Raw genomic sequence first — 14176 nt, 5'->3', positions numbered from 1 at the left:
CCGGTAACAAAATCCAAATCGAGTCCTGTTCCGAATGTTGACTCGACAACAAAACGAGAATTAATTATGTCTAAATATCAAGAAGCTAAACGCATTGTTCGTGACTACTTTGACGCAATGGAAAACGCTACTCACGAAAACGTTGCTGAAGTTTTAAAAGCACACACGTCTGAAGATTACTTATGGCGCGGTGTTTACCCATTCCGCGAACAAGAAGGCGCTCAAGCTGCGGCTGACGTATTCTGGGCTCCAATGATGAAATCAATGACACGCATGCAGCGTCGTCAAGATATCTTCATCGGCGGTAACAACGAAGTTAACCCAGAGGAGATTTGGGTAATGAGCATGGGTCACTTCATGGGTCTATTCGACGCTGAATACCTAGGCATGCGCCCTACTGGCAAAATCATGAACGTTCGCTACGCAGAGTTTAACTGTGTTGTTGACGGCAAGATCACAAAGACAGGCCTGTTCCTAGATCTTCTAGGCATGATGGACCAAGCGGGTTGTTACCCACTTCCACCATCAACAGGTAAGCACTTCGTTTACCCTGGCCCACGTAATCACGATGGTCTGCTATTCGAAGATGCAGCTCCAGAAGAAGGCGTTGCGACTCTTGCTCTTGTAAACAAGATGGTTGATGACCTTTCTGCACTAAACGACAGCGGCGCAATGGGTTGTCCACCAGAAGTACTAGCGAAGAGCTGGTCAAAAGACATGATTTGGTACGGCCCATGTGGTATCGGCGCGTCTTACACGATTCCTCGCTACCAACAACAGCATCAACTTCCTTTCCGTAACAACCTGAAAGATAAGAAGTTCAACGGTCACGTTTGTCGTTTCGCTGAAGGTAACTTCTCTTGTTTCTTCGGTTGGCCAAACCTATCAAACACACCAACAGGTGGCTTCCTTGGTATGACTGGTGGTGAAGTACGCGCAAACATGCAAGTGGTTGACGTTTACTACCGTGACGGCGACAAACTGTCTGAGAACTGGGTGCTTATCGACCTTCCCTACTGGCTACAACAACAAGGTCTAGACGTGTTCGAGCGCACTTCAACCATCATGAACCCAACGCTGTAATCGAAACGCTTTAATCCTAGCGATAATAGCCAAAAGATAGAAACCAAACAGTAGCAACCTAAGTCGACATCTAATTTGGGTTGCTATGACTTGCTAGGCGTTCCTTCTCGCGCCTAGCAAGTGCTTCACCAACTAATCAATGTTCCATCAATCAATTGCTTCACCAGTCAATAATTGCTCCACCAATAATTGAATCAAATAGTGCCTCATGGATGGGGTACATCCTGCCAAACCAATACTAATAACGGGCTTGAAAGCACGGTGGCTTTCTGCGACCTGAATAAAGAGAACAACAATGAACAAGTCGATACTTTCTGCAGTGATCCTGACGGCACTTACATCAGGTTCAGCTTTTGCTGCACACACTTTTACCAATGACGCGGGCGATAGCCTTACTTTAGACGGTCGTTTCGACGTTCGTTACCAAGATAAGGGCGGCGATCATAATGGCGAATGGAACAGTGGTAGTTCTCGTTTCGGCCTTAAAGGTCAAATGGGACTAGACAACGATTGGACTGGCTTTGGCCATGCCGAATGGGGTTATAACTCGGGCGCTAACGGCGATAACATTTACGACCGACTTCTATACGCAGGCGTCGAGCACGAGAAATACGGCAAGATCGCAGCAGGTACTAAGCAGTGGTCTACCTTCTACGATGTGGCTTGGTTTACCGATATGGGTCGTGTGTTTGGTTCACGTGGTTCTGGTTACTACAACCTATCTGACTGGGGTATTTCATCAGGCACAGGCCGTGCTGAAAACTCGATAACTTACCGCAACAACATTAACGACAACTGGAAATACGGCTTCACTTACCAAACAACTCGTGAAGATGTCGCTGTATCAACAAGATTCAACCAAACGAATTCAGATACTGTTACGCTGAAAAACGGTATCGGTGCTTCAACGCTGTACACCGTTATGGATGGCCTAACGATTGGCTTAGCGTACCATCAGAATGAGTTTGATGATGTGGATAGCACAGTTCAAAACATCAAAGATGGCGACACACAACGCATCGGTTTATTAGGTTTGAACTACACCAATAATGGTCTGTTTGTTGGCTTCACCTACAGCCAAGGTTCTAACTGGGAAACCACCAGCAAAGCAGAATTCTACGACCACCGTGGTGCTGAATTCTTCACCTACTACCACTTTGAAAATGGTCTACGTCCAACCTTTAACGTTAACTACTTAACGGACACAGACGACAACGCAAATGGCTACGAGCGTCAGCTAATTATCCCGGGCCTTGAGTACCACTTTAAGAAGAACAAGTTCTTAGTTTGGACGGAATACCAATTTGATAATGGCAACGACAAGTCTGTTGGTAACCATTACGAGAATAGCGATGACCAATTCGCAGCTGGTATCCGTTACTACTTCTAATGGCTAGTGACTTATGGCTTAGCGGCTTTTGGCTTTTGGCTTTTGGCTTTTGGCTTAACAGTCTAATGACTTAGCGGTATGTCACTCCATTTGTGGGTAAACTTGTAATCTAAAGCTCTGCTCTCACGCAGAGCTTTTTAGTCACTGTCTCTGTAATCATACTTTTTTACCAACACTGAGAATGGGTTATACCCAACATCAAATTCAAAATAGTCATTATTCCTTATTTTTCATATCATTCCTTGTTATTGCTTTATGAGTACGTACCTAATTATGGTATCCTGTGCGCAGTTAATTTGGTTCAAAAGTATGGTCTATGAGCTCTCCAAAACACTCCACGGCGTCAAAGCCAACCGTCACCTCTAAAGATGTCGCTAAGCTGGCTGGCGTTTCTCAATCAACGGTATCTCGCGTATTTGTACCGGGCAGTTCGGTGTCTGAAAAGACCAAGCAGAAAGTGTTCGATGCAGCAAAATCGTTGAATTATCGTCCGAATGCCTTTGCCCGCAGTCTGACGACAAATGAATCCAAATTGATTGGCCTAGTTTTTCCTGACGCTGACTACCCTATCCATATGAAAACCCTACAGCTTATCTCCACTGAGCTACAAAAACAGGGTTACTCTGCGGTATTGATTCCTTGGCAAGTTGATGGAAACGACAACCACTCTATTCCTAATATCTTCCAGTACCGAGTTGATGGCGTGATTGCGGCTTCTGCGACATTCAATAAGTCGCTTTATGAAGAATGTGAAGAGTTCGACATCCCTATCGTCCAGTTCGCACGTGTTGTTGAAGGGACTAAGAGTAGCCATGTGGTGAGCGACAACTACGCCGCAGGCCAAGTTGCCGCTCAACATTTTCATAGCGTGGGAACGAAATCAGCGGTTTACCTGACCGGTAACGTACCGACCTACACCAACGGCGAACGCGAGGCAGGCTTTTGCTCAGAATTCGAAGACCTAACGGGCAAACAAGCTCGTGTTATTGAAGCTGATTATGACTACCTTGATTCACTGGATACTATTCGCGCCCTATTTTCAGAACCAACACACCCGCAAGCGATTTTCTGTGCGACAGATAACCTAGCAATGGCAGTGATGGATGTGGCGCGCTTAGAGTTCAACCTGCATATTCCAGAAGATCTGCAAGTGGTCGGTTTTGATGATATCCCGCAGACTCAGTGGTTGAACTATCAACTCACGACCTTCAAGCAAGATTTCAGACGCCTTGCACGTGAGTCTGTGAAAATTGTGGTTAGTCAGATTCAAGAACAAGACACGAGCTTGGTTAAGTTGATGGTGCCAGTGAAGTTCATTGAACGAAATACCACGCTGAAATAGAACCAACGTTAAAACGCATTCCAATAAAAATCCCGCTCAGTGTGAGCGGGATTTTTTATGATATTTAACTAGTTACCCACACCGCCGGTTTTCCCTGCCGGAGATTCAGGCGTAACGGGAGGCCACTCTTCAAAGGTTGCTAAGTGTTGCTGAATAGCGGCTTGAGCAGGACCAAATGCCCACATTTTCTGCCCCATCCACTTCAAGTACATACCTGATTCTTCAGCTGCTCGCTCGTATGGGTCACGACGTAAGTTGAACAGTAACGGAGCATTGAGTTCTTCTTTCGGACCGCTCCAACCGTGATTCTGTACCACGAAGTGCGCTTTCCAATCTCCCACTCGAACCGCTTGTAGCTTGTCTCGTTCGTAGTAGTAAATTTCTTTACGGTTCGACTCACCTTTTTCGGTCAGCATATCGACTTGGTTGTAACCATCTAAGTGCGCTTTAAAGCCATCGTGACCTTTCAGCATTTTCTCTTTTAGATCTGTAGGGCCGCCCGCCGCTGCAATCAGCGTTGGTAACCAGTCCATGCCGTCAAAGATGCCATTGCCGACACTACCAGCAGGGATTTTGCCCGGCCAACTCACCAATGCAGGAGCACGAACGCCACCTTCCCATGTTGTCCCTTTTTCGCCATGGAATGGGGTCATACCGCCATCTGGCCATGTCATGATTTCAGGACCATTATCGGCCGTGAAAATGATGATGGTGTTATCGGCAATACCGAGTTCTTCCATTTTGGCCATCATTTCACCAACATGGTCATCAAGATCTTTCATGACCACTTCTTGAAGCCCCCAACTATTTTGGCCAAGCATGGCTTCATATTCAGGTGACAGGTGCGTCCAAACGTGACCACGTGATGGACAGTACCAAGTGAAGAATGGCTTATCCGCTTCAACCGCCCTTTCGATGAAGTTGATCGCATGTTTATTTACTTCATCGTCGAGTGTACGCATACGCTCGATCGACAATGCACCATCGTCTTCAATCGTTTGACCACCTTTACCGTCTGATCTTGCATAAATAACATTACGAGGTGCAAACGCATCCAAAGATCCATCTTTTGGCCAATCTGGATCTTCTGTGTATTCCATTGCATTCAAGTGATACAACCAACCCCAATACTCATCAAAACCGTGCATTGTCGGTAAGAATTCATCTCTATCACCAAGGTGGTTTTTGCCAAACTGCCCCGTGACATAACCCATGGTTTTAAGGATTTCAGGAAGCGTTGGCGTGTCGGCACTTAAACCAACTGGGCCACCCGGTAACCCAACTGAGTGCATGCCTGTTCGAACAGGGAGTTGACCCGTTAAGAATGCAGAACGACCCGCCGTACAAGAAGGTTGAGCATAGTAATCCGTTAATAGCATGCCCTTTTCAGCAATACTATCGATGTTCGGTGTTTCGCTGCTCATCACACCATTGTGATAAGCACTCAGGTTTGATATTCCAATATCATCCGTGAAGATAACAAAAATATTCGGTTGCTCTTGTGCTGACCATGCTGATAGCGAAAAGCTACTCAACACACTCATCACAACAAGGTGGAAAATCCTTTTCATAGAATGTCCTTATACTGTTTCAGATTGCTCTTTGTGAACCATTTTTATTCCTACCAAACCAAAGCCAAGCTCCAATAGTAGATAGACGACAAGTAGCCAGTGAGGCATGCCATCTATCAACAAGCTAATGACTCGGCCGGCAGCCAAACCCAACATGAAGACCACCAAACTGTAGAGTGCTGGCAGTCGGTATTTCTTTAGTAACGCCCCTACTATCCAAAACAGAGCCAACGCTAAGTACAACCCCATCACAGCACGAAAGATATGAGTGACATTGATAGGGCTAGCATCAATTCCGAAAAGATAATCAAGGGAGACAACGGGGGCATAACCGTACGACAACGCAATCGGTGTTAAACCCAAAACAGCAACGAACAAAAAAATGCTTTGTGGCTTCATATCCTTACTCTTTTAATTTGGCTCTTTTCAAAAAACATAGTCTACAATCAGCAATATACAAGTTGCATATGTGAAAAATGGATAGTTAAAACACACATTCACATTCGTGCTATTTCACATCGAAGATAAGGATATCAATATGGCTAAATGGCATTACCTACTCGCATCAGCGTTGGCTGTTAGTTCAACCGTAAATGCACAAGAAGCAAGTTCACAATCGGACACGAAAAAGTGGCAACACAGCATAGAAATTTATGCGCTTGCTTTAAATATCCGTGGTAATACAACAATTGGTGATATTTCTAGCGATGTTGATGTCGACCCTGCATTCATCATGGGTCATTTGGATATGGGAGCGATGCTTCGACTAGAGGGGATCTATAACAATCAGTGGGGTTATTACGTTGACTACAGCTACATGAAACTGAGCGGAAAGTCAGATTCAATCATCGGCAACACAGGTATTCTTAATGGCAAGCTTGAGATCAGACAAGGCGTTTTAGAAGCAAAAGGCTTTAAACGCTACCAATACGACATTGGTGCCATTGATTATATGGTTGGATTACGCTGGTGGGATAACGATATTGATTCCAAACTCTACACAAACAGCGGGACAACCCTGAATTCAAGATCTTTAGAAGAAGATTGGATTGATTATCTGATAGGCGTTCGTTGGACCAAGGAACTCAACAAAAATTGGACTGTGCACACGAGCTTAGATATGGGCCTTGGAAGCGATACCGACTTTACCTCATCTCTGTTAACCGGCGCTCGCTATCAAATTAACGACTGGTCGGATTTAAATCTGGCGTATAAATCCACTTGGGTTGATTACGAAAACAAAGGTACCTTTGAATACGATACCGCATCGCAAGGATTCCTGATTGGTTGGGCTGCTCACTTTTAATCCGATTATCGTAACGTGTTAGAACCCTCGGCCAATCCAATGCCAACCCAACATTGGTCATTTGGATTTAATTTCAATTAAAACGTAAGCCTCGAATGATTCTTATCTCTGGTGATGACCTCCGTCGCCAGAGGTTTTTCTGCGTGAAACATGCACCGCCCTCCCTCATAGAAAACCCATTAAATCATAGACTAACTCTCGCACACCGCGCATTTGATCCATCTAAAAAATTGTAATTTTAGGTCATGGAAATACAGGCTTATGTTTTGAGATATTTAATCTTCATTTAATCTTACCACCGCCCATTCGAACAGTGTTTTTTATTTTGAAAATGCCGCTAAAATCCTCTCCCGAAATTTACAAACCAGAGTAAAAACAATGAAAAAATTAGTCTTAGCGGCTCTTACGATTGCCTAAGTTACGGGGGTCGCATCAACTTCAGCTTTCGCATCAAACGAAATGTACACATTAGGTGGTGTAGGTATGGATAGCGGTGACGTTGGCGCTCAATTCACGTTAGGTAGCCAGATCGTTCAAAGCAATTGGTATATTGAATCGACGTTACTTGTTATCAGCACTGACGATAAGTCTACTAGCTATAATGGTGACAAGGTGCTTCAAACAGAGCAATAGTTCGATTCTTTAATGCTTTCATTAACACCTATGTATAAGCACAGCTTCAGCGAAAACTTCGCTGTTTATGGTAAGGCGGGCGCGTTTTACGCACACTCAGATACCAAATTGGTGTTCCGATCTAGCGATAATAATGAAGTCCACAAAGGGTCCCATGGTGATTTTGGCTTAACTTACGGCATCGGCGCAGAATACAAGTCACTAAAACCAGTTTTCGGCCACTCCAAGTTTGTGACTCGAGCTGGATTTGATTGGTATGAGTTCGGCGGAAGTACTGGTTGGTATACCGCTGAGTCGGTACTGAGTATCCAAGCAGGCTTTACCTTTTAATTGAGTCGATAAAAAAGTAAGCCTCTTGTTGTGTGGGGCTTACTTTGTACATTTTTTGATTCAGACTACACACTCTTTCTTCATGATAGCAAGTCCTGTTTCCAAGGTATGTGCCCAAGCTTGTTCGATATTTTCATCATAAAGTGGATCGTATTTTTTAACCGTATTGAGCAAGGAATTAAACCACTCGTTGAGCTCTTGCTCAGAAATATCCATGCCTAAATCTTTATGTCGCTTCCCAAGCTTTCTCACCGAGTTTCGTACGCTCGGCAGACCTGCAGAGTTATAGATAAGGATGATTGAAGCTTTAAGCATCTTGGTTTGTTGCTCTAACCCTATGTTTTCAAATCGCTCTGAAAACCTAGGGTTGTGTTCGCAGAAGTCCGCCAAAAATGTTTCTAGAAATTCTTCATCGATCCTGCAACGCTCAAAGCTTTCATAAAACAGTTCATTAGGTGTCATTTTGTTGGTTCTTCGCATTCGCCAGCGATCCTTAACAGTCCATGTCATCTAAGTATAAGCCATTATGGTATAAGCATACGCCACTATGGCATAAAGTGAGTTGCACAGATCTTGTTTCCATCAGGATCTCGCAAATAAGCCATGTACAAGCGACGCTCGTCAGAACCTCTCGCTCCGGGGCCATTTTCAATACTGGTACCGCCATTTTCGACGCCAACACGATGCCACTCATCTACAACTTCTGGGGAGGATGCAAGAAAACCCACCGTCATACCGTTGCCGTGAGTCGCAGGCTGACCATCAATCGGCTTCGTTAAACCCAACACACCCGTTTGGCTAACGTAAACACAGCGCCCTTTGGGATCAACAGAACCTTCGCTATAACCAAGCACTTTCATGATTGGGTCATAAAAAGCCTTCGCGCGTTCAATATCTTTGGTACCGAGAAAAACATGGCTGAACATAACTAACCTCTTCTTTTATTGAAAGAACCACCTAAACTAGACCTATAATTCGTGATTGTCTAGGCACGCTATTCGGCCACAACTGTTGCTTAACCCATTGAGTAAAAGCTAAAACTTAGCCCGTTGCTCCATGTCTTTCAGGAACTCAGTTAGTCTAATCAACAATGCGTTGTGCGCCCTGTCCTTGGTCATGCAGAATATCTTCAGGGTTCAACAATTGGCATTTTTGCATACTCAAACACCCGCAACCAATACAACCAGTTAGGTTTTCTTGTAGCGATTTAATCTGCGCCATTTTACTGTCGAGTTGCCCCTGCCACTTCTTAGCAACGCGCTCCCAATCTCGCTTAGTCGCGGTATGGTTCATCGGCAGTGTCGATAACTCTTCGGTGATCTCTTCTAGCGTGAAGCCTATCGACTGTGCGACTTGTATCAACGCAATTCGTCTCAACATCGCCGACTGATACCGGCGTTGATTTCCGTTAGTGCGAATCGAAGCAATCAACCCCTTGGTTTCGTAAAAACGTAAGGCCGAAGGAGCCACGCCACTGCGCTCTGCCAACTGGCCTATGGTGAGGTATACGATGTTTCTCATTACGACACTATCCTTGAGATCATAAATATTTAAAGCTTACTTTAACTTTATAATAACAACCAATTCTCATCTTAACTAATTAATGTCCTTAAACTTTGACTGCGGGCTCAACGAAAAGCAGTCATGAACATGGCTGCTTTGTCTAATTGAAGGTCATTCGATTTCTAAATCTGACTCATGATCGATTTAAGGTTCTCTAATATTTCAGCGTTGGTCACTTCCCCTGTCTCCACATCAAAATTGTCGTAAAAACTCGGCACAGACAGTGTGCCTTTGATGTTCGCAGCAAAATATGGCGCAGAGTTTACAGCAGAAGATAGCACCGATGTTGCGCCGCCTGGGCCTGGTGATGTGGAGAGCATAACAACAGGTTTGCCTTGATACACTTTCATGTCGATTCGTGATGTCCAATCAAACACATTCTTAAAGGCTGCGGTGTATGAACCGTTGTATTCTGCAAACGAAATGACGACAGCATCTGCTTCGCCAATCTTGCTAAAAAAGCGCTGCGCGTGCTGGTGAATACCCGACGCCTTTTCTCTGTCTTCACTGTAAATCGGCATTTCAAAATCATTAAGATCAAGCACTTCAACTTGCGCGTTGTTCGCAAGGCTTGCGGTATAAGCCGCCAATTGTTGGTTAATCGATACTTTACTGTTGGTCGCGCCAATCGCTAATACTTTCATTATTTGCCCTCGAATTCGGTTAGAAACATTTCTTTAAAAATGACAAGGTGATACTTGATGTTTTTGGATTGGAGAGGATGATAAAACCTCAAGTTAACTTGAGGTAAAGTGATATTTTCAAGAAATAGGAAATAATTTAAAAACGCTAATAAAGCAGTGCATTACAGCAGGTGTAATATGGATTGGTATTGCATGGCAAAAATAAGCACACCCAAAATACAGTGAGTGTGCTTTATCGAAATACTATTTACTTAAGTTGATTTAATGGACTGACACCAGAGTAAGCGACTCCGGATAGCTCGGCCATTTCGCGATTCCATGTTGCTAGATCGTGAGGATTAAACTGATTTAAATGATCATGGCCACACGCTCTCGCCATCACTTGCATCAATTCATTCGAAGCTTCGAAGAAGTTCTTGAGTTGATTCGATGCCTTCTCGGCATTTAACCGTTGGCGTAAATCGGCTTTTTGAGTCGCGATGCCCGCCGGGCAATTATTGGTGTTACACATTCTCGCTGCAACACAACCTATCGACTGCATGGCACTGTTCGAGATAGCGACCCCATCTGCACCAAGCGCCATCGCTTTTACGAAGTCCATCGGAACACGAAGCCCACCAGTAATGATTAAGGTGACTCTGTCACTTACGCCTTGCTTGTCTAGATAGGCTCTGGCACGAGCAAGCGCTGGAATAGTTGGCACACTGATATGGTCACGGAACATTTCTGGCGCCGCACCTGTGCCACCGCCTCGACCATCCAAGATGATGTAATCGGCACTGGCATCCAATGCGAACTGAATATCCTCTTCAATATGATTGGCACTCAACTTGAAGCCAATTGGGATTCCGCCTGTCACTTCTCGAACTCGGTCGGCAAAATTTTTGAAATCCTCGACGGTTTTTAGATCAACAAAGGTGGGTGGAGAAATCGCGGCGGTACCCGCTTCAATGCCACGCACCTCTGCTATCTTGCCAATGTTCTTCGCACCCGGTAGGTGACCGCCAGTTCCGGTTTTAGCACCCTGCCCACCTTTAAAATGGAAGGCTTGGACATTTTTGAGCTTAGATTCATCGTAACCAAATTGTGCGCTAGCTAATTCATAAAAGTAACGTGAGTTCGCCGCTTGCTCTTCGGGCAACATGCCTCCCTCACCCGAGCAAATTCCAGTTCCCGCAAGCTCCGCGCCTGTCGCTAAAGAGATTTTCGCTTCTTCAGACAGCGACCCAAAACTCATATCAGAAACAAACAAAGATATGTTCAACTTGAGTGGCTTTTTCGCTTTTGGCCCAATAATAAGCTCAGTACCAACTGGCACATGTTCCAATAACGGTTTGGTCGCCATTTGTGCAACCATCACTTGAATATCATCCCAGTGAGGCAATAGATATCTTGGAACGCCCATTGAAGTCATTGGCCCGTGATGCCCCACTTTGGATAAGCCATCTCGTGCTAATTGATGAATGAACTCAACCGTGGGCTCCTCTTTGGTTGCAGAAGCCGCAGGTGAGAGATCGGGCGTTGCCGCTTGGATGTGAACATCGGGGCCTTCTTGGCCCACTTGCTCAGCCGTAAACTGTTTATGGGTGCCATCACAGAAAGGGAGATTGTTCGAATACTTACAGCGGCACAGGTAAGCGTCGCCGGTTTCCTCGGCCACGAAACTCTTCGGTTTGAAGCCCGTTCCTGCATGAGAACCATCACAAAACGGTTGGTTTTTCGATTTCCCACAGGTACAGAAGTAATACTCCTCCCCTTCTGTTAGCTCGACCTTAACGGGTTTGTTATCCGCTATTACTGGATTCTTCATAGTTCGCTCACCTTTTCTTTCTTATGATTTGATGACTGAAGCGATGACTTGCTCACAAGAGTAAAGTAAAGGTGAGATACGCGGCTAATTCAATAAATGAGCCAGAGAAAACAAGCTGGATAGACAGCCTAAAAACAGAAATCCTGCTGATTCAACACAAACAAAAATGGCCACCAAATCGGCAGCCATTGTGTTTTAAATCTGAGTCTAAGCTATACGTAAAAGGTTAATCGAATAACTCGATGACCAGCTTGTTGTCTTTAATCACTAGATTAGGTTCCGAGGACTTGATCAATGACTCTTGAACCTTATTGCTGTCCAGTTTGTAAACCGGTGACTGGGACAAAGCAAAGTCAATCATAGAAACGGCAGGCTTAAGTAGTTTGGCGACCTCAGGCGACAGTTGTTTATCTTTTTCTTCAAAGCGCTCTAAACGCAGTGATTTCAAATAAATCTCGCCGCTCTCTTTGTCGTATTCAGGAATCGCACTGAACTCGATATCCAAGTCCAACCCCATATTCGGCATATTGAACACCTGAACTTTTGCATTGGTGTTCGCTAAAACAGACACACGCTCGGTATCAGCTCTACCAATCTGCACCGCTAAATCATCAACAGCGACTTGCGCATACATAACGTTTTGCACACCGACTTCTTGTTCTAACATCACCGAATCTTGCAGGTAGTTCGTCATTTCTTGCTCGGTCACGCTGTAGCTCACACAACCGCCTAGCATCAGTGCAGACGCTGCCAAAATGAACTTTTTTGCTACGTTAATTATCATCAATATCAGCTCTTTATCGTTAGTGATTAGCGCGGGGTTTACTGTGTGTTCATCAGCAAACAAAAAGTAAAAACACGATATCCGTGAATATATTTACTAATAGCATGAATATCAGTAAGTAAAGCACCAGATTAACTTTCTCGCTTGAAAAAATGCCCACTTGTCAGCTAAACACCGTCAAATTTGTGTACTCGAATTAATTGAATTTTGCTTCTAAGCTTATGGGATATTTAGGGGGCTTACTGAAGGTTTCATCATGGACATCGAAACATGAAGAGTGAGCACAATGCCATCAAAAAGAGTATCACCTGAGCCAATAACTCGTTCTGTGATTTTGTTATGCAACACCGCATGCCTGCACCATAGTCAGTGGGTTGGAGAACTGCGTCTCCATAACTGGGAAGCTCAAGTTGCAGAAACGACCGAACAGGCCATTCACTTACTCGAGACACGCAGCGAAAGCTACGCACCAATTGTGGTTTCTTGTCTAACATCATCCTCAATCGACAAACAATGTGAGCAAATATCAGCGTTAAAGGCTCACTCTCCAAGTTTAAAAGCAATCGCTATCTGCAACCAACCACCAAGCCGCAACTTATCACTCATTAAGCAAACCTTTTGGGATTATTACCACCTGCCTATTGATACAGAATGGCTTTGTCGAAATTTAGGGCATGCGTATGGCATGGTAGACACCAAGCAAACTAAACCTAAGCCTGCCTCGTGCCATGAATGTCAATTGGTAGGGCAATCCAGAACCATCCAACAACTTAAAAAGAAAATAGCCAAGATCGCTAACAACGATTTTCCAGTGCTGATTCAAGGGGAAACCGGAACAGGAAAAAGCCTATGTGCGCGTTTAATACATGAGGCCTCAGCCCGCAGTCAAAAACCTTTCATCGCTGTAAATTGTGGCGCAATTCCACAATCCCTGATTCACTCAGAGTTATTTGGCTTTGAAAAAGGGTCGTTCACGGGTGCAAACAAACGCTACGTCGGACACGTGGAAAGAGCGAATGGTGGCACGCTATTTTTGGATGAGATCGGCGACCTTGAACTGTCGCTGCAAACCTACTTACTCCACTTTCTAGAAAATAACTTGATAGAGCGACTCGGCAGTAACAACCAATTGCCCGTAGATTGCCGTGTGATTTTCGCCACCAACGTCAATATCGAACAAGCCGTTGCTGCGGGTAAATTTCGAAAGGATCTCTTTCATCGCATCAATGTACTTCCATTAGACCTAGTACCACTCAATGATCACAAAGAAGACATTGAAGATTTGGTTCGATTTGAACTGAAGCACAATTACGCATCCAAAACCAAACTGCCTAGTGACACCCTTGAGCAAATGAAACAGTACCATTGGCCGGGCAATGTTAGAGAGTTATTCAACTGCATAAAAAGGGCGATTGTTCTTTCTAATTCAAGCGCCCTCTCTACTCGTCATATGGGGATTCAATTAAAAGACGCGTCGCCCGATACTAAGAGTGACACTCGACTTTCTTCAAAAAATGTTCGTCGAGTGATTCAGCAACACCACTACAATATTTCCCAATCCGCTAAAGCGTTGTCTATTTCTCGGACAACCTTATACAAGCTGATCAAGAAACATCAGATAGTAATTTAAGTCGCCTAACTAGCTAACTAAATAACTAAATAACTAAATAACTAATAACTAATAACTAATAAAGCAGCCTAACAAACTAGGCTGCTTTAG

General features: G+C 44.5%; 13 protein-coding genes and 1 pseudogene. 6 read left to right on the top strand and 8 right to left on the bottom strand.

Annotated elements, in window-relative coordinates; translation table 11 throughout:
* Positions 1 to 66 precede the first annotated feature (66 nt).
* From ACED28_RS01055 to ACED28_RS01045, 3 genes are all read left to right on the top strand, one after another.
* Complete coding sequence (locus ACED28_RS01055; RefSeq protein ID WP_371707931.1) at positions 67 to 1083, top strand: nuclear transport factor 2 family protein; 1017 nt, start codon at positions 67 to 69, stop codon at positions 1081 to 1083.
* Positions 1084 to 1378: 295 nt separating this feature from the next.
* On the top strand, positions 1379 to 2473 hold the full coding sequence (locus ACED28_RS01050) for a porin (RefSeq protein ID WP_371709094.1): 1095 nt from the start codon (positions 1379 to 1381) through the stop codon (positions 2471 to 2473).
* Positions 2474 to 2789: 316 nt separating this feature from the next.
* Positions 2790 to 3815: a LacI family DNA-binding transcriptional regulator gene (locus tag ACED28_RS01045; RefSeq protein WP_371709093.1), complete on the top strand. Its 1026-nt coding sequence runs from the start codon at positions 2790 to 2792 to the stop codon at positions 3813 to 3815.
* A gap of 68 nt (positions 3816 to 3883) precedes the next feature.
* Here the strand turns inward: ACED28_RS01045 and ACED28_RS01040 are convergent, their stop codons facing one another.
* Positions 3884 to 5386: an arylsulfatase gene (locus ACED28_RS01040; RefSeq protein ID WP_371709092.1), complete on the bottom strand. Its 1503-nt coding sequence runs from the start codon at positions 5384 to 5386 to the stop codon at positions 3884 to 3886.
* 9 nt (positions 5387 to 5395) lie between these two features.
* A complete protein-coding gene (locus ACED28_RS01035; RefSeq protein ID WP_009847212.1) occupies positions 5396 to 5785 on the bottom strand; it encodes a DUF4345 domain-containing protein in 390 nt (129 codons plus the stop codon).
* Positions 5786 to 5924: 139 nt separating this feature from the next.
* Between ACED28_RS01035 and ACED28_RS01030 the strand changes: the two genes are divergently transcribed.
* Together ACED28_RS01030 and ACED28_RS01025 are read left to right on the top strand one after the other, a co-directional pair.
* Positions 5925 to 6692, top strand: a complete 768-nt coding sequence (locus ACED28_RS01030; RefSeq protein ID WP_009847213.1) for a hypothetical protein — start codon at positions 5925 to 5927, stop codon at positions 6690 to 6692.
* Positions 6693 to 7070: 378 nt separating this feature from the next.
* Positions 7071 to 7655 (top strand): annotated as a pseudogene (locus tag ACED28_RS01025) (hypothetical protein).
* Between the two features lie 60 nt (positions 7656 to 7715).
* On the opposite strand, the gene ACED28_RS01020 reads toward ACED28_RS01025, so the two are convergent.
* The 6 genes from ACED28_RS01020 to ACED28_RS00995 all read right to left on the bottom strand — a co-directional run bounded on the left by ACED28_RS01020 (position 7716) and on the right by ACED28_RS00995 (position 12456).
* A complete protein-coding gene (locus ACED28_RS01020; RefSeq protein ID WP_029224030.1) occupies positions 7716 to 8117 on the bottom strand; it encodes a globin in 402 nt (133 codons plus the stop codon).
* Between the two features lie 83 nt (positions 8118 to 8200).
* Complete coding sequence (locus tag ACED28_RS01015) at positions 8201 to 8581, bottom strand: VOC family protein (protein ID WP_009847216.1); 381 nt, start codon at positions 8579 to 8581, stop codon at positions 8201 to 8203.
* 154 nt (positions 8582 to 8735) lie between these two features.
* Positions 8736 to 9176 carry a redox-sensitive transcriptional activator SoxR gene (gene soxR / locus ACED28_RS01010; protein ID WP_009847217.1) on the bottom strand — a complete coding sequence of 147 codons (441 nt, stop codon included), beginning with the start codon at positions 9174 to 9176 and terminating at the stop codon, positions 8736 to 8738.
* Between the two features lie 164 nt (positions 9177 to 9340).
* Positions 9341 to 9862: an NADPH-dependent FMN reductase gene (locus tag ACED28_RS01005; RefSeq protein ID WP_371709091.1), complete on the bottom strand. Its 522-nt coding sequence runs from the start codon at positions 9860 to 9862 to the stop codon at positions 9341 to 9343.
* 247 nt (positions 9863 to 10109) lie between these two features.
* Positions 10110 to 11672: a glutamate synthase-related protein gene (locus ACED28_RS01000; RefSeq protein WP_371709090.1), complete on the bottom strand. Its 1563-nt coding sequence runs from the start codon at positions 11670 to 11672 to the stop codon at positions 10110 to 10112.
* Positions 11673 to 11898: 226 nt separating this feature from the next.
* On the bottom strand, positions 11899 to 12456 hold the full coding sequence (locus tag ACED28_RS00995) for a DUF1439 domain-containing protein (RefSeq protein ID WP_371709089.1): 558 nt from the start codon (positions 12454 to 12456) through the stop codon (positions 11899 to 11901).
* A 286-nt stretch (positions 12457 to 12742) separates the two neighbouring features.
* On the opposite strand from ACED28_RS00995, the gene ACED28_RS00990 reads away from it, so the two are divergent.
* Positions 12743 to 14086, top strand: coding sequence for a sigma-54 interaction domain-containing protein (locus tag ACED28_RS00990; RefSeq protein ID WP_371709088.1), 1344 nt, complete (start codon positions 12743 to 12745; stop codon positions 14084 to 14086).
* Positions 14087 to 14176 lie beyond the last annotated feature (90 nt).

The organism is Vibrio sp. 1F253, assembly GCF_041439295.1.
Classification (GTDB): domain Bacteria; phylum Pseudomonadota; class Gammaproteobacteria; order Enterobacterales; family Vibrionaceae; genus Vibrio; species Vibrio tasmaniensis_A.
This window is presented reverse-complemented; position numbering and strand designations above follow the sequence as displayed.